General features: G+C 72.3%; 16 protein-coding genes. 6 read left to right on the top strand and 10 right to left on the bottom strand.

The window, feature by feature from the left end; genetic code table 11:
* Nucleotides 1-109 precede the first annotated feature (109 nt).
* On the bottom strand, nt 110-1,357 hold the full coding sequence (locus tag ABD954_RS02750; protein ID WP_345484108.1) for an extracellular solute-binding protein: 1,248 nt from the start codon (nt 1,355-1,357) through the stop codon (nt 110-112).
* Between the two features lie 216 nt (nt 1,358-1,573).
* Here ABD954_RS02750 and ABD954_RS02755 point away from each other — a divergent pair, with 216 nt between their 5' ends.
* Nucleotides 1,574-1,789: a dodecin gene (locus tag ABD954_RS02755; RefSeq protein WP_345484109.1), complete on the top strand. Its 216-nt coding sequence runs from the start codon at nt 1,574-1,576 to the stop codon at nt 1,787-1,789.
* 49 nt (nt 1,790-1,838) lie between these two features.
* Here the strand turns inward: ABD954_RS02755 and ABD954_RS02760 are convergent, their stop codons facing one another.
* Nucleotides 1,839-2,327, bottom strand: coding sequence for a phosphatase domain-containing protein (locus ABD954_RS02760; protein ID WP_345484110.1), 489 nt, complete (start codon nt 2,325-2,327; stop codon nt 1,839-1,841).
* Between the two features lie 73 nt (nt 2,328-2,400).
* Between ABD954_RS02760 and ABD954_RS02765 the strand changes: the two genes are divergently transcribed.
* Nucleotides 2,401-3,414 carry an LLM class flavin-dependent oxidoreductase gene (locus tag ABD954_RS02765; RefSeq protein ID WP_345484111.1) on the top strand — a complete coding sequence of 338 codons (1,014 nt, stop codon included), beginning with the start codon at nt 2,401-2,403 and terminating at the stop codon, nt 3,412-3,414.
* 222 nt (nt 3,415-3,636) lie between these two features.
* Here the strand turns inward: ABD954_RS02765 and ABD954_RS02770 are convergent, their stop codons facing one another.
* Nucleotides 3,637-4,551: an NAD(P)-dependent oxidoreductase gene (locus ABD954_RS02770; RefSeq protein WP_345484112.1), complete on the bottom strand. Its 915-nt coding sequence runs from the start codon at nt 4,549-4,551 to the stop codon at nt 3,637-3,639.
* A gap of 123 nt (nt 4,552-4,674) precedes the next feature.
* On the opposite strand from ABD954_RS02770, the gene ABD954_RS02775 reads away from it, so the two are divergent.
* Nucleotides 4,675-5,022: a winged helix-turn-helix transcriptional regulator gene (locus tag ABD954_RS02775; RefSeq protein ID WP_345484114.1), complete on the top strand. Its 348-nt coding sequence runs from the start codon at nt 4,675-4,677 to the stop codon at nt 5,020-5,022.
* A 50-nt stretch (nt 5,023-5,072) separates the two neighbouring features.
* On the opposite strand, the gene ABD954_RS02780 is transcribed toward ABD954_RS02775, so the two are convergent.
* From ABD954_RS02780 to ABD954_RS02800, 5 genes are all read right to left on the bottom strand, one after another.
* Nucleotides 5,073-5,483, bottom strand: coding sequence for a DUF3662 domain-containing protein (locus ABD954_RS02780; protein ID WP_345484115.1), 411 nt, complete (start codon nt 5,481-5,483; stop codon nt 5,073-5,075).
* A 32-nt stretch (nt 5,484-5,515) separates the two neighbouring features.
* On the bottom strand, nt 5,516-5,662 hold the full coding sequence (locus tag ABD954_RS02785) for a hypothetical protein (protein ID WP_345484116.1): 147 nt from the start codon (nt 5,660-5,662) through the stop codon (nt 5,516-5,518).
* Nucleotides 5,663-5,828: 166 nt separating this feature from the next.
* Nucleotides 5,829-6,578: a succinate dehydrogenase/fumarate reductase iron-sulfur subunit gene (locus ABD954_RS02790; protein WP_345484117.1), complete on the bottom strand. Its 750-nt coding sequence runs from the start codon at nt 6,576-6,578 to the stop codon at nt 5,829-5,831.
* Nucleotides 6,575-8,530, bottom strand: a complete 1,956-nt coding sequence (locus ABD954_RS02795; RefSeq protein WP_345484118.1) for a fumarate reductase/succinate dehydrogenase flavoprotein subunit — start codon at nt 8,528-8,530, stop codon at nt 6,575-6,577. The genes ABD954_RS02790 and ABD954_RS02795 overlap by 4 nt, the downstream gene beginning before the upstream one ends.
* Before the next feature lies 1 nt (nt 8,531).
* The gene (locus ABD954_RS02800; protein WP_345484119.1) at nt 8,532-9,257 is read right to left on the bottom strand and encodes a succinate dehydrogenase; all 726 of its coding nucleotides are present in this window, start codon (nt 9,255-9,257) and stop codon (nt 8,532-8,534) included.
* Between the two features lie 95 nt (nt 9,258-9,352).
* On the opposite strand from ABD954_RS02800, the gene ABD954_RS02805 reads away from it, so the two are divergent.
* Entirely contained in the window at nt 9,353-10,249 is an 897-nt protein-coding gene (locus tag ABD954_RS02805) for a LysR family transcriptional regulator (protein WP_345484120.1), read from the top strand.
* A 30-nt stretch (nt 10,250-10,279) separates the two neighbouring features.
* Here the strand turns inward: ABD954_RS02805 and ABD954_RS02810 are convergent, their stop codons facing one another.
* Both ABD954_RS02810 and ABD954_RS02815 read right to left on the bottom strand, forming a co-directional pair.
* Nucleotides 10,280-12,532, bottom strand: a complete 2,253-nt coding sequence (locus ABD954_RS02810) for a putative bifunctional diguanylate cyclase/phosphodiesterase (RefSeq protein WP_345484121.1) — start codon at nt 12,530-12,532, stop codon at nt 10,280-10,282.
* Nucleotides 12,529-13,341: an SAM-dependent methyltransferase gene (locus ABD954_RS02815; protein WP_345484122.1), complete on the bottom strand. Its 813-nt coding sequence runs from the start codon at nt 13,339-13,341 to the stop codon at nt 12,529-12,531. Before ABD954_RS02815 ends, ABD954_RS02810 begins: the two co-directional genes overlap by 4 nt.
* Before the next feature lie 496 nt (nt 13,342-13,837).
* Here ABD954_RS02815 and ABD954_RS02820 point away from each other — a divergent pair, with 496 nt between their 5' ends.
* Nucleotides 13,838-14,434 carry a hypothetical protein gene (locus tag ABD954_RS02820; RefSeq protein ID WP_345484123.1) on the top strand — a complete coding sequence of 199 codons (597 nt, stop codon included), beginning with the start codon at nt 13,838-13,840 and terminating at the stop codon, nt 14,432-14,434.
* 18 nt (nt 14,435-14,452) lie between these two features.
* Nucleotides 14,453-15,217 carry a bestrophin-like domain gene (locus ABD954_RS02825; protein ID WP_345484124.1) on the top strand — a complete coding sequence of 255 codons (765 nt, stop codon included), beginning with the start codon at nt 14,453-14,455 and terminating at the stop codon, nt 15,215-15,217.
* Nucleotides 15,218-15,326 lie beyond the last annotated feature (109 nt).

Raw genomic sequence — 15,326 nt, forward strand, 5'->3', positions numbered from 1 at the left:
CCGTGCGAGCGGTGGCCCGACTCCTCGTTTCTTCCGTGGGTGGCTGGATTCGACGTGACCGGCCGGGGGCCGGTTGGTGTGGAGGCGCTGAATGGTGTGGGGGCGCGCTCTATTCGGCGAGGGTGTCCGTGATCCGCTCGGAGGCGGACCGGGCGGCTTCCTTCGGGTCCTCGCCGGTGAGGACCGCGGTCATGTACGGCTTGATCGGGTTGTCGGCCTCGACGTCGGCCCACTGGGGCGAGTTGGGGGTGGCCCGGCCGCGGGCGGCGCCGACGGCCATGGTGGCGGTGGCCTCCTGGCCGGCGACGACGGAGGCGAGGGAGGTCTTGTTGGGCACGTAGTTCATCGCCCGCGCCAGTTCGCTCTGCCACTTCTCGCCGGCGAGGGCCTTGACGACCTCGAGCGCGGCGGTGCGCTCGGGCGCGTTCTCCGGGATGATGAGGTCGGAGCCGCCGGTGAACACGGCGCAGGGCTGTCCGGCCTTCTTGCCGGGGATGGGGAAGAAGCCGAGCTTGTCCTTGAGCGCGGGGTTGGCCTTGGTGATCACCGGGATGGCGCTGGGCGTGGCGATGATCTGGGCGACGTCGCCCTTGGCGAAGACCTCGGCCTGCGGGGGGTTCTGCTCGTCGGCGTTCCTGGGGCCCTTGCCGAGGGCCTGGAGGTCCTTGTAGAAGTCCATGCCGCGCAGGGCGGCGGGGCTGTCGAGGGCGCCGGCCCACAGGCCGCCCCGGTCGACGGCGAGTTCGCCGCCCTCGTCCCAGATGAAGCCGGAGAGGGTGTACCAGTCCTGGCCGGCGAGGTAGATGCCCTGGGTTCCGTTCCGGTTGAGCTTCTCGGTGTCGTCGAGCCACTGGGCCCGTGTGGCGGGCGGCTTGACGCCGGCGTCGGCGAAGAGGTCCTTGTTGTAGATGACGATGCGGTTGGCCGCGTACCAGGGGATGCCGTACTGGGCTCCGTCGATGCTGCCGGGCTCGGCGAGGCCCGGGAGCCAGTCCTCGCTGCCGAGGTCGCGGACCGACTCCAGGGTGAGGTCGTAGAGCTTGTCGGTGTCGGCGTACTGGGCGACCTGGGTGTTGCCGACCTCGATGACGTCGGGCCCGCCGGGGCCGTTGAGGGCGTCGGTGACCTTCTTCCCGATGCCGGTCCAGTCCTGGATGGTGATCTCCAGCTCGACGCCCTCGTGCTCGGCCTCGAAGGACGCGGTGAACCGCGTGAGGAAGTCCTCGCTCGCGCTGTCGCGCATCAGCCAGAGGTTGACCGTGCGGGTGGTGTCTCCCCCTCCGGGAAGGAGCCCGCACCCGGAGAGGGCGAGGGCGGAGAGGACTGCCAGCGGACAGGCGAGACGGCGGTTCTTCACGTGAGGTCACCTTCTGCGGGGGAGGGTTGCCGACCCGACGTGTGGGGGGACCTGACGGGAGGTTCGCGCGGGTATGGGCCGGATTCTGGTCTGGACCAATGCGGCAGGTCAAGTCCTCGGCCGTACCCCGCCGGGCGGGCGACGTGTCGCGGTCCTCGCCGGAGTGGGGCACGGTGGAGGGAACCCACCGAGGGCACCGAGAGGAGTCCGGCTCCCATGTCGAACCACACCTACCGCGTCACCGAGATCGTCGGCACGTCCACCGAGGGCGTCGACCAGGCCATCCGCAACGGGATCCAGCGCGCTTCACAGACCCTGCGCGGGCTCGACTGGTTCGAGGTCACCCAGGTGCGCGGGCACCTGGTGGACGGGGCGATCGAGCACTACCAGGTGGGGCTGAAGGTCGGCTTCCGCCTGGAGGACGGCGACTGATCCGGGACCGTGGATCCGACGACCCCGGACACGGGATCCGACTGGCCGCTCAGGTCCGGCCCTCTCGCTCCTGCGCGTCCTTCAGCGCCTCCGACGGCACCGCCCACCGGGCCCGCACCACGGTGAAGCCCGCCGTCTCGGCGGCGTCGCAGACCAGTTCGTCGTCGTCGACGAGCACGCGCACCTCGCGGTCGCGGCCGAGCCGGCGCAGCAGCTCCAGCTTGGTCTGCCGGGCGGGCCGGAAGTCGCGGTCCCGCCGCATGTGCACCGGTCCCTCGGGGAGGCCGTGCTCGGCGAGCCAGTCGAGCGTGTCACGGCGGCAGCGTTCGGGCCGCCCGGTGAGATAGACGATGTCGCATTCCTCGGCCGTCTCCCGGCACAGCTCGACGCCCTCCGGGAGCGGCGGGTCTTGAGGCGCGGCGGCGAAGAACCGGTCCCAGTCGCGCGGGCGCCGCTCCAGGAAGTGCTGGCGGTGGGCGGTGGACGCGAGGGTGTTGTCGAGGTCGAAGACGGCCACGGGCCTGCGGTGTCGGGTCACTCCCCCAGCGTAGGCATGCCGGGGCGTGCGGGAATCCCCGGCGCTCCGCGGCGTTGAACCCTGCGTGAGCACCATGACGACACCCCTCGAAGGCATCCGCTTCTCCGTCCTCGACCGCTCCCGCACCCGGGAGGGCGAGGACGGCGGCCGGGCGCTGCGCGACACGGTGCGCCTGGCCCGGGAGGCCGAGGCGCTGGGCTACCACCGGTTCTGGGTGTCGGAGCACCACAGTGTGCCCGGCGTGGCCGGGTCGGCGCCGACCGTGCTGGCCGCGGCCGTGGCGGGCGCGACCACGCGCATCCGGGTCGGCACGGGCGGGGTGATGCTGCCCAACCACCAGCCACTGGTGGTGGCGGAGCAGTTCGGCGTCCTGGAGTCGCTGTTCCCGGGCCGGATCGACATGGGCCTCGGCCGTTCGGTGGGCTTCACGGACGGCATCCGGCGGGCCCTCGGCCGCGACAAGGAGGACGCCGACCGGTTCGCCGGTCAACTGGACGAACTGCTCGGCTGGTTCACCGGCGAGCAGACCGCCCACCCCCAGGTGCACGCCCGCCCCGCCGAGGGGCTGCGGGTGCCGCCGTACGTGCTCGCGACGGGCGAGGGCGCGGCGATCGCCGCGGCCGCGGGTCTGCCGCTGGTCATCGGGGACCTGAAGGGACGGGCCCGGCTCCTCGAGGCGATCGACGGTTACCGGTCCGCCTTCCGGCCCTCCGTCTGGTCGTCCGAACCGTACGTCGTCGTCGCCGGCACGGTCGCGGTGGCCGGTACGGAGGAGGAGGCCCGCCGGATGCTGATGCCGGAGGCCTGGTCGCTGGCGTACTCCCGCACCCGGGGCGTCTTCCCGCCGCTCGCGCCGCCGGAGCGGATCACGGCCCTGGAGATGACCGACAAGCAGCGCGGATTCTACGAGTCGGGGCTCCAGGGGCACGTGTACGGCACCGAGGAGCAGGTCGCCGCCGAGCTGACGCGGGCGGTGCAGGAGACCGGGGCGCAGGAGGTCCTGGTGACGACGAGCACGTACGACCGGACCGCACTGCTCGACTCGTACCGCAGGCTCGCCCGCCTGGCCGGTCTCACACCGGCCTGACCGGAGACGGCGTGACCGGGAGGGACCAGGGCCTGCCCCGGGGCCCTGCCCGGGAGGCGGCCTGCCCCGGGGGCGCTCTGTCGCGGGGGCGGCTGGGCCGGGGGGACGGGCTGCACGGAGCCGTGACCGTACCGGACCGGGCGGGACCGTGACCGTACCGGACCGGGCGGGACCGTGACCGGACCGGACCGGACCGGACCCGGGCCGGTCCACGGCCCGGTCTCACTCCGCCGCGGTGCCTCCGGACGTGCCGGCGGGCACCGGCTTCCTGAGCACCTCCGTCAGGGCGGAGATGCTGTGATCGCCGTGGCCGGCGTCGGCAGCGCGCCTCAGGAGGTCGTGGAAGGGCTCGTGCCACGCGACGTCGAGGCCGGCCTCCTCGCCGAGTTCCACGTCGTGCGCGGCTCCCGCCAGGAACAGGTTCACCGAGGAGGCACCGTCGCCGTAGTCGCCGCGGTCGATCTCCGCCGCGAAGACCGGCAGCACCGAGCTGATCATCTCGAACCACTTGGCCGTGAAGCGCACCATCGAGGCCGCCTCCAGGCCGCGCGCCCGCAGAGCGGCCGCGCCCTGGAAGAAGCCGACCAGCGCCGGCAGCAGGGTGCCGCCCACCGCCGTCTCGCACAGGGCAGCGAGGTCGGGGTCGGGCCCGAGATGGACGGTGTCGCCGCCCAACGCCCGCAGCACGGGGGCGAATTCGCCGAAGACGGCCGGGCCGCCCGCGTAGTACAGGAGGGTGTCCCCGCCTCCCACGGCGGACGGCACGTCCTTGACCGCTCCGTCGAGGTACCGCATGCCGTGCCCGAGGGCCCAGGCGGCCATCTTGCGGGCGCCGGACGGGGAACCGCTGTTCAGCGTGACGAGCGCCCGCCCCTCCATCGCGGCCCCGGCCGGTTCCAGGGCCGCGATGGTGTCCTCGTACGTGGTCAGGCAGGTGACGACCAGCGGGCTCGCCGCGACCGCCTCGCCGATGGCCGGGGCGTGGTGGGCGCCTCTGGACACGAGGGGTTCGGCCTTCGACGGCGTCCTGTTCCAGACGGTGGCCGGGTGCCCGGCGTCGACGAACGCGCCGGCGAGCGCGCTGCCCATCGAGCCCAGCCCGACGACGGTCACGGCTGTGCGGTGATGCCCGGTCATGATGTCTCCTGCCTCGCGTCCCGGTGGCTACCGGACCATGCTGCGGGGACACCAACTCTTCTACAAGTACCTACAATTTCCTCGGGTACCCACACTTTTGTAAGTGCATGAGAGGGCGGGCTGATGCAGAAGCGGAGCTACACCTGTGGCCTGGACGCCGCGATCGACGTCATGGGCGGGAAATGGAAGGGGCTGATCCTTTTCTGGCTCGGGGAGGGCCCGCTGCGCTTCGGCGAGCTGCGGCGGACCGTGACCGGGATCAGCGAGCGCATGCTCATCCTCCAGCTACGGGAGCTGGAGGCGAGCGGCCTGGTGCACCGGGAGGTCCACCATCAGGTGCCACCGAAGGTGGAGTACTCCCTGACCGAGCTCGGCCGGTCGCTCGTCACCGCGCTCGCCCCCCTCGGCCAGTGGGGCGAGGACCACCTCGAACGCCTGGAGGCCATCCGAGAGCAGCAGACCCTCGTCTAGGGAGCTGAGCGGCCGCCGTGGTGGCCCTCGGCACCGGCGGGCCGGGCGGGTCAGCCCTCCGGCGGGAAGGCGTCGGCCCGCACGTGGGCCATCGGGCCGCTGCGGACGCGATACGGGTCACCGGAGGGCAGCGGCCTCGGGGTGACGTGGACGGTCAGCGGCCCCGCCCACTCGTAGCCCTGGCGCCGCCCGTGCCGCGCGAGGTTGTCCGTCAGCATCACGCCCACGTCACCGCAGCCGTTGCGGACCAGCTCGGCGAACACGCGGCTGTCCAGCTCGACCTCGAAGGCGTTCGGGACCACCACGCGGCTCTCGCTGCACACCACGGCGTTGCTGTCGCACTCCTGGTGCAGCGCGTCGATCAGTTCCACGGGCTCGTGGGTGGGGCGGAGCCGGGAGACGAGAGCGCTCTGCCACCGCTCCAGGGCACGTTCCCACCGTGTCAGTGACTGCCATGCCATGGTCGTGTCCGCCCCTCGCCGCCTCCCCGCCGTCACCGGCGCCCGCGCAGCCGTCCGAGCAGACTGCGCGCCTGCGCGCGCTTGCGGGGGTCCGCGGCGGCCCGCCGGGCCGACGCGACGGCGCGCTGCCCCTGCGGGCTGCGGGCGAACTCCTTGAGACGCGTGATCAAACCGGGCATGGGTCCTCCCTCGGTCGTCCGTATGACCATCGCCTACCCCGTACCACCCGGACGATGCCCTCCCGGGCGCGCATCCGCCGGGCGGCGTCCGGCACCCCGCCGACAGGACCCGGTTCGGCCGTCTTCCTCGGATCGCGCCCGACCTGGGAGCTCCGGAGGTAGCGGTCTAGCGCCGCGTCCCCTTCCGCTTCGCCCTCAGCCATTCGCGGTTCATGGCCGTGATGGAGGGCAGCGGAATGCCCTTGGGGCAGGCGGTGGCGCACTCGCCGGTGAGGGTGCAGCCGCCGAAGCCCTCGGCGTCCATCTGGGCGACCATGTCGAGGACGCGGGTCTCGCGTTCGGGGGCGCCTTGGGGGAGGGCGCCGAGGTGGTTGATCTTGGCGGAGGTGAAGAGCATCGCCGAGCCGTTGGGGCAGGCGGCGACGCAGGCGCCGCAGCCGATGCACTCGGCGTGTTCGAAGGCGAAGTCGGCGTCGGCCTTGGGGACCGGGGTGGCGTGGGCCTCGGGGGCGGAGCCGGTGGGGACGCTGATGTAGCCGCCGGCCTGGATGACCCGGTCGAAGGCCGAGCGGTCGACGACCAGGTCCTTGACGACGGGGAAGGCGGCGGCGCGCCAGGGTTCGATGTCGATGGTGTCGCCGTCGCGGAAGGACCGCATGTGGAGCTGGCAGGTGGTGGTGCGTTCGGGGCCGTGGGCGTCGCCGTTGATGACGAGGCTGCAGGCGCCGCAGATGCCCTCGCGGCAGTCGTGGTCGAAGGCGACGGGGTCCTCGCCGCGCAGGATGAGGTCCTCGTTGAGGGTGTCCAGCATCTCCAAGAAGGACATGTCGGAGGAGATGCCGTCCACTTCGTAGACGGCCATGGCGCCTTCGGCGTCGGCGTTCTTCTGGCGCCAGACGCGCAGGGTGAGCCTCATGCGTAGCTCCGCTGGGTGGGGTGGACGTACTCGAAGGTCAGGTCTTCCTTGTGGAGCACCGGGGGGCCGTCGGCGGCGAACTCCCAGGCCGCCGCGTAGGAGAACTCCTCGTCGCGCCGTGCGGCCTCGCCGTCGGGCGTCTGCGACTCCTCGCGGAAGTGGCCGCCGCAGGACTCCTCGCGGTGGAGGGCGTCGAGGCACATGAGCTCGGCGAGCTCCAGGTAGTCGACGATCCGGTTGGCCTTCTCCAGGGACTGGTTGAACTCCTCGCCGGTGCCGGGGACCTTGATGCGCCGCCAGAACTCCTCGCGGATCTCGGGGATGCGGCGCAGCGCCGTGCGCAGTCCCCCCTTGGTGCGGGCCATGCCGCAGAACTCCCACATGACTTCGCCGAGTTCGCGGTGGAAGGAGTCGGGGGTGCGGTCCCCGTCGACGGCGAGGAGGAGGTGGAGGCGGTCCTCGGTCTCGGCGAGGACGTCCCGGACGGCGGGGTGGTCGTCGGTGACGGGTTCGGCGTGCGGGTGGCGGGCGAGGTAGTCGTTGATGGTGGCGGGCAGGACGAAGTAGCCGTCGGCGAGGCCCTGCATGAGGGCGGAGGCGCCGAGCCGGTTGGCGCCGTGGTCGGAGAAGTTGGCCTCGCCGATGGCGAAGAGGCCGGGGACGGTGGTCTGGAGGTCGTAGTCGACCCACAGTCCGCCCATCGTGTAGTGCACGGCCGGGTAGATCCGCATGGGCACCTCGTACGGGTTCTCCGCGGTGATCCGCTCGTACATGTCGAAGAGGTTGCCGTACTTCTCCTCGACCTTGGCGCGGCCCATGCGGCGGATCGCGTCGGCGAAGTCGAGGTACACCCCCTGGCCGCCGGGGCCCACTCCCCTGCCCTCGTCGCAGACGTTCTTGGCGGCGCGGGAGGCGATGTCACGGGGGACGAGGTTGCCGAAGGAGGGGTAGATGCGCTCCAGGTAGTAGTCGCGCTCGTCCTCCGGGATCTCGTGCGGCGGCCGGGTGTCGCCCTTGGCCTTGGGGACCCAGATGCGGCCGTCGTTGCGCAGCGACTCGCTCATCAGGGTGAGCTTGGACTGGTGGTCGCCGGTGCGCGGGATGCAGGTGGGGTGGATCTGGGTGAAGCAGGGGTTGGCGAAGTACGCGCCGCGCCGGTGGGCCCGCCACACGGCGGTGGCGTTGGAGTTCATGGCGTTGGTGGACAGGTAGAAGACGTTGCCGTAGCCGCCGGTGGCGAGGACGACGGCGTCGGCGTAGTGGGTGGAGATCCGGCCGGTGACGAGGTCGCGGGCGACGATGCCGCGGGCGCGGCCGTCGACGACGATCAGGTCGAGCATCTCGGTGCGCGGGTGCATCTCGACGTTGCCGGCGGCGATCTGCCGGGACAGCGCCTGGTAGGCGCCGAGGAGGAGCTGCTGGCCGGTCTGGCCGCGGGCGTAGAAGGTGCGGGAGACCTGGACGCCGCCGAAGGAGCGGGTGTCGAGGAGTCCGCCGTACTCGCGGGCGAAGGGCACGCCCTGGGCGACGCACTGGTCGATGATCTCGACGGAGATCTGGGCGAGGCGGTGGACGTTGGACTCGCGGGCGCGGAAGTCGCCGCCCTTGACCGTGTCGTAGAAGAGGCGGTGCACGGAGTCGCCGTCGTTGCGGTAGTTCTTGGCGGCGTTGATGCCGCCCTGGGCGGCGATGGAGTGGGCGCGGCGCGGGGAGTCCTGGTAGCAGAACTGGACGACCTGGTAGCCCTGTTCGGCGAGGGTGGCGCCGGCGGAGCCGCCGGCGAGGCCGGTGCCGACGACGATGATCCGGTGGCCGCGGCGGTTGGCGGGGTTGACCAGCCTGGCCTGGAAGCGGCGGGTGTCCCAGCGTTCGGCGATGGGGCCGGCGGGGGCCTTGGTGTCGGTGACGGGCTCGCCGAGGCGGTAGTCGGGGAGGCGGTCGGGGGAGGTCATGTCAGCTCACCACTCCGGTCATGACGGCGACGGGGACGGAGACGAAGCCCGCGGTCAGCACGAGGGCGAGGGTGTTGGCCGTGGCCTTGAGGAGGCGTTCGCGGCGGGCGTTGCCGACGCCGAGGGTCTGGGCGGCGCTCCAGAAGCCGTGCCGGACGTGGAGTCCGACGGCGAGCATGGCGACGATGTAGATGACGTTGCCGTACCAGGTGGAGAAGGTGTCGACGACGTTCTGGTAGGGCCGGCCCTCCTCGAATCCGCCGGGGTGGACGGTGCCGGTGGTGAGGTCGAGGACGTGCCAGACGATGAACAGGGCCAGGATGACGCCGCCCCAGCGCATGGTGCGGGTGGCGTAGGACGCGCCCTTGCGGCGGTGGACGTACCGGGTAGGGCGGGCCTTGATGTCGCGGCGGCTGAGCTGGTACGCGGAGACCGCGTGGGCCACGACGGAGGCGAGCAGCACGGTCCGGGCGATCCACAGGCCCCAGTGGTGGTGCAGGACGGGGGCGCCCATGACGCGGAGCCAGCGGCCGTAGGCGTTGAACTCCTCGGGGCCGAAGAAGACCTTGAGGTTGCCGGCCACGTGGGCGACGAGGTAGGCGAGCATGATCAGGCCGGTGACGGCCATGACCGTCTTCTTGCCGATCGTCGACGCCCAGAATCCGCGGGTCGGTGCCGGGGAGGGCGGCCGGCCGGACCGCCGCTCGGTCTTGGTTGCCAGAGCCATGCCAGCGACGGTAGGGCCGGAGAGGCTGAGAGGTCCAAGACATGGTTCGGCTGATCTCGATAGGCGCGACCTATGGATCGGCGTAGGGTGGTGTCATGCAGTTCCAGCAGCTCCTCTATTTCGTGGCCGTCGCCGAGACCCGTCACTTCACCCGGGCCGCGGAGCGGGTCCACGTGTCCCAGCCCTCGCTCTCCCAGCAGATCAAGGCCCTGGAGCAGGAGCTGGGCGCGGAGCTGTTCAGCCGGGCCCGGGGCAACATCGCCCTGACCGACGCCGGCGAGGCCCTGCTGCCGCTGGCCCGCCGGATCCTCGCCGACACCGACACGGCGCGGCAGGAGGTGCAGGAGCTGGTGCAGCTGCGGCGGGGCCGGGTGCGGCTGGGGGCGACGCCCAGCCTGTGCACGGGGCTGCTGCCGGACGTGCTGCGCGCCTTCCACGATCTGCATCCGGGGATCCGGCTGCTCATCGAGGAGGGCGGCTCGCACGATCTCGTACGGGAGCTGGCGCGCGGCGCGCTGGATCTGGCGCTGGTGGTGCTGCCGCTGCCGACGCCCTCGCCCGCGCTGACGACGGTGGAGCTGCTCACCGAGGACCTGGTGGTGGTCTCGGCGGCGTCCGCGCCGGCGCCGCGGCGGCCGGTGCGGATCGCGGATCTGCGCGATCAGCCGCTGGTGATGTTCCGGCACGGCTACGACCTGCGGGAGCTGACGGTGGCCGCCTGCCGGGCGGAGGGCTTCGAGCCGTCGTTCACGGTGGAGGGCGGCGAGATGGACGCCGTGCTCGGTTTTGTACGGGCCGGTCTCGGCCTCGCCGTCGTCCCCACGATGGTGGCCGCCCGGGCGGGCCGCGACCTGCGGGTCACGGCCCTGGCCCGGCCCGGCCTGCGCCGGACCATCGCGCTGGCCCACCGCAGCGACGTGGCGCCCCCGAGGGCGGCGCGCGAGCTGCAGAAGCTGCTCATGGCCTCCCGGCGCGGCACGCCCGCCGGCTAGCGGGAAGCCCCGCCGGCCGGACGGGCGGCGCTACACCGCGTCCGCCAGGACCAGGGAGTGGATGCGGTCCGGGGCGCCGGGGCGGGCGTAGTACCAGCCCTGGGCCGTGTCGCAGCCGAGCTCGCGCAGCTGCTGGGCCTGGGCGCCGGTCTCCACGCCCTCGACGGTGACCGCGAGCTCCAGGCTGTGGGCCAGGTGCACGATTCCCTCGACGATCTTGAGGTCGACGGGGTCGGCCGGGTGCTGCTGCATGCCCTGGGTGAAGGAACGGTCGAGCTTGAGGACGCTCACCGGGAGCCGGCGCAGGTTGGCCAGGTTGGAGTAGCCGGTGCCGAAGTCGTCGAGGGCGATGTCCACGCCCATCTCCGCGAGCTGCCGCAGCGGCTTCAGGAGGTCGTCGTCGGCGCCGATGAGCGCCGACTCGGTCACCTCCAGGCAGAGCGCGCCCGGTTCGAGTCCGGAGCGCTCCAGGACGTCGACGGTCTCCGCGACCAGGCCGGGGTGCTGCAGCTGGGTCGGCGACAGGTTGACGTTGATCCTCAGCGGGCCGGTCGCCCGGTGGCCGCCGGGGGCGCCGTCCTGCCAGAAGCGGGCCTGGCGGACGGCCTCCTGGAGCACCCAGCGGCCGAGCGGCACGATGAGGCCGGTGTTCTCGGCGAGGGGGATGAAGCGGTCCGGGCCGAGGACGCCGTGCTGCGGGTGGCACCACCGTACGAGCGCTTCGGCGCCGTGGACGCTGCCGTCGTCAAGGTGCACGAGCGGCTGGTACTCGATGAAGAACTCGCCGCGCTCCAAGGCGGCCGGCAGGGCGGTGGTGAGTCCGTGCCGGGTAATGGCGCGGGCGTCGGCCTCGGCGTCGGCGAACTCGAAGCGGTTGCCGCCCGCCGACTTGGCCCGGTACATGGTGATGTCGGCGCTGCGCAGCACCTCGGCCGCGGTCCGCTCCCCCGCGGCGCCCTCGACGACGCCGACGCTGCCGCGGACGGGCAGTTCGCGGCCGTCGATGAGGATGGGGGTGGAGAGGGCGCCGAGCATCCGGTCGGCGAGTTCGGCGACCTTGCGCTCGGTGCCGGGTCCGGTGGTGAGCGCGACGAACTCGTCGCCGCCGAGCCGGGCCACCATCTCGCCCGGCGCGGTGACGCAGCTCTGCAGGCGGTCGGCGACCTCCACGAGGAGCCGGTCGCCGGTGGCGTGGCCGAGGCTGTCGTTGATGACCTTGAAGCCGTCGAGGTCGAGGTAGCACAGGCCGAAGCGGCTGCCGTCGGCCGGTGCGAGGGTCTTCTCCAGGCGCTCGAAGAACAGCGTCCGGTTGGGCAGCCCGGTGAGCGCGTCGTGTGTCGCCTCGTACCGCAGCCGCAGGTTGAGCAGCCGCCGCTCGGTGGTGTCCTCCATCAGCGCCAGCTGGTACTGGGGCACGCCGTCGGCGTCGCGCAGCAGGGAGACGGTGAGGTTGGTCCACAGGACGCTGCCGTCGCCGCGGTGGAAGGGCTTCTCGACCCGGTAGTGCTCGCGTTCGCCGCGGACCAGCTCGTCGTAGAGCCGCCAGACGTGCGGGCCGTCCTCGGGGTGGGCCCATTCGGCGATGTTGCGGCTGACGACGTGCTGTTCGAGGCCGCCGAACATCCGGGTGAGGGTCTCGTTGACCTCCAGGACGTTGCCCTGGAGGTCGGCGATGCCGATGCCGATGGCGGCGCCGTCGAAGACCGCGCGGAAGCGGCTCTCGGTGGCGTGCAGGGCGAGTTCGGCGGCGGTTCGGGCGGAGAGCGCCGAGTGGGCGATGGACTCCTGCTCGACGAGGGTCCTCTCGCGCAGGGCCTGGGCGAAGCCGGCGGCCATGGCGTGCTGGAGCTTGGAGCAGCGGGCCCGCAGTTCCTCGGCCGGCAGGGGGGTGTCCCGCGCCGGGGTGTCCCGCTCGCCGCGTTCCCGCTGCCGCGCGTCTCCCCGACGGGTGTCCGGCTCGTCGCCGTGGCCGGCGCCCGCGCAGTACAGCACCAGATAGGCGTCGACCACCCCGAGGCTGCGGGCGAGGGCTTCGGGGTCGGTGCAGTGGGCGGCCACCAGGGCCTGTCCGACCCGGTGGGCGGGGGCGGTGTCGAACGGCCGGGCGTGCAGGGCCTTCGACAGTTCGCGGGCCGGCGGCAGCAGGTGCCGCTCGAGTTCCTGCCGGGTCATCGAGGTGGCCGTGACCGGGAAGACCGCCCGGCTCCAGATGGTCACGAAGCGTCTGAGTCTGTCCTCCGGTCCGTCGGCGACGCAGACGGCCGGCTGGGGCGGCAGGTTCACGCCTTGCGCCCCACCCCGGCGAAGCCGGAGAAGGCGAAGGGGTCCTCCTCCTCGTCCGGGTCGTCGGGCCGCCACCGGGGCATGGACACGACTCCGGGCGCGACGAGCTCGGTGCCGTCGAAGAAGCGGGTGATCTCCTCGTGGGAGCGCATCACCAGCGGGTTGCGGATGTCGCGGTAGACGCCGACGGCGCCGCCGGCGCGCTCCTGGGAGACGGGGATGCCCTCGTAGGAGGCGTGCGTGAGGACGAGGAGGCTGCCCGGGGCGAGCGCGTCGAGGAGTTCGGCGACCGCCTCGTACGGCTCGTCGGCGTCCTCCAGGAAGTGCAGGACCGCGACGAGCAGCAGCGCCACCGGGCGGTCCAGGTCGAGGAGTTCGCCGACCTCGGGGCTGTGCAGGATCTCGCGCGGCTTGCGCAGGTCGGCGGCGACCACGGCCGACCGGTCGTCGCCTTCGAGCACGGCCCGGCTGTGGGCGACGGCGACCGGGTCGTGGTCGACGTAGACGACCCGCGCCCGGTCGCTCGCGGCCTGGGCGACCTCGTGGACGTTTCCGAAGGTCGGTATGCCGGAGCCGATGTCGAGGAACTGGGTGATGCCCTCCGCGACGGCGTGGCGGACGGCGCGCCGCATGAAGGCCCGGTTCGCCTGCATGATCTTGGGGAGTCCGGGGAGGAACTCCAGGGCCTTGCGGGCCGCTTCCCGGTCCACTTCGAAGTTGTGCGAGCCGCCCAGATAGAAGTCGTACATACGGGACACGCTCGGCACCGAGATATCGATGCCCGGCGGAGCCCAGGCGGGACGCTCCATCAAAGTCTCCAACAAGTCGCCACGGGATGCGGCCAGGTGTTCGCCGCGGACGTTCGAGCTGAGGCTACTGATCGCCCGCCGAGAGAGCGAGTAGAAACGGAAATTCACGATCCGTTCTTGGTCACACGCCATTGGCACGTGCGCCCGGAACGGAAGAGTTCACGCCTTCGGCCCGTGCACCTTCACGTGCGGATGGCCGTGCACGGCCCGGGCGCGCCGTCAGACCCGGACCAACGGGTCCGGAAGGCGCGATGCCCGGCTCAACGAAAGGCTACTACCGGCCACTTCCGCGCGTAAGCGATTCCGGCGGGTTCCGCCGCTCGCGCATTCCTGGGGAACGGACCGCAACGACGGGGGCGTTGGCGGCGTTGGGGTACGCGTGAGACGACAGAACGCACGGAAACGTCAAACCCGCGCACCGCGCGATCCGCTCCATCCAGGGAATCAGAGGCCGTTCCGGCCCGCGGGGCCGATCCATATGATCAGGCTGCGAGGCGTGTCCCTGTCACCTCCGTACGGATCGCTCCTGTCACGGCCCCTCGCGGCCGGCGCGCTGGTGTGGCTGCTCGCCGCACCCGTGCCCGCCGCCGCCGACGCGTGCGCCTACGCCTCGACCGGCCCCGACGGTTCGAGCGTCGCGATCGTGTCCACCGGTCCGGGGCCCTGCTTCCCGAGCCACCCGCCGCACCCGACTCATCCGCCCCACCCCACACACCCACCCCACCCCAGCAAGCCGCCGAAGCCGACCGGGAAACCGACCCCGAAGCCGACGGCCAAGCCGCGTCCGCCCGCCCCCGCGCCGCCGCCCGCCACCCGGCCCGCCCCGCCGCCGAGGCCGGTGCCGCCAGCGAAGCCCGCTCCGCCGCGCCCCGCGCCCCCGGAGCCCGAGCCGGTGCCCGAGCCGCCGGCGCCCCCTTCGCCGTCTCCCGCGCCGACCCTGCGCCCCCGGCCGCCGGCCCCGGTCGCCCTGCCGCACTACCGGCGCACGGCCCGGGCCAAGCCGAAGAGCGCCCCGAACGTCCTGAGCACCACCCTGCTCATCACCGCCCCCGCAGTGCTCGCGACCGCGATCCTGCGCTCCCGTTCCCGTTGATCCCCCCGGAGTGCACACGTGTCCGAATGGCTTGTTCTGACCCTCGCGATGGCCGCCGCCTGCGCCGTCGTGCTCACCATCGTCGTCATCAACAACCGCCGGATCCCCGAGGACGACGACCCCAGCGAGACCCCGGACGTCATCGAGTACATGACGATGATGATCGGCGTGGTGTACGCCATCGTCCTCGGCCTCGCCATCGCCGGCGTCTGGGAGGCCCGCAGCGCGGCGCAGGAGACGGTGCGCCAGGAGGCGCAGGCGCTGCACGAGATCTCCGCGCGGGCCGAGGTCTACCCGCAGGCCGTGCGGGAGCGCATCCGGGCCGACGTCGACGCGTACGTGTCGTACGTCGTCGAGGAGGAGTTCCCGCACATGGCGGAGCACGGCGAGCTGACCGAACGGGGCAGGGAGCTCCTGGAGCAGGTCCGCCGCGGCGTGACCGACTACCAGCCCGCCAACGACTTCGAGGGCCAGGCCTACCAGCCGCTGGTGGACCAGGTGGCCGTCGCCGACGACGCCCGCGGGGCGCGCGGGCAGAGCGCCGGCGAGACGATGCCGGGGGTGGTGTGGTTCGGCCTCATCATCGGCGCCCTGGTGACGGTGGGACTGATCTTCACCCTCCAGATCCGGCGCACCGGAAGGGAACTGCTGCTCGCCGGCCTGTTCAGCGCGCTCATCGCCTTCCTGCTCTTCCTGATCTGGAACTTCGACGCGCCGTACGGGCGGGGGATCTCGGCGACCGCGGGACCCTTCACCGACCTGTTCCCGCGGCTCACGGACTGACCGCGGGACGGCCCGTGGGCCGTACGGGGGACACGCGTGCCCCATTCGCCGGTCTGGGATCGCGGCTGTGGTAATGGACTCCTAGCGTTTCGGACATCGAGGTGCATTC

Source organism: Streptomyces roseoviridis (genome assembly GCF_039535235.1).
Lineage (GTDB): Bacteria > Actinomycetota > Actinomycetes > Streptomycetales > Streptomycetaceae > Streptomyces > Streptomyces roseoviridis.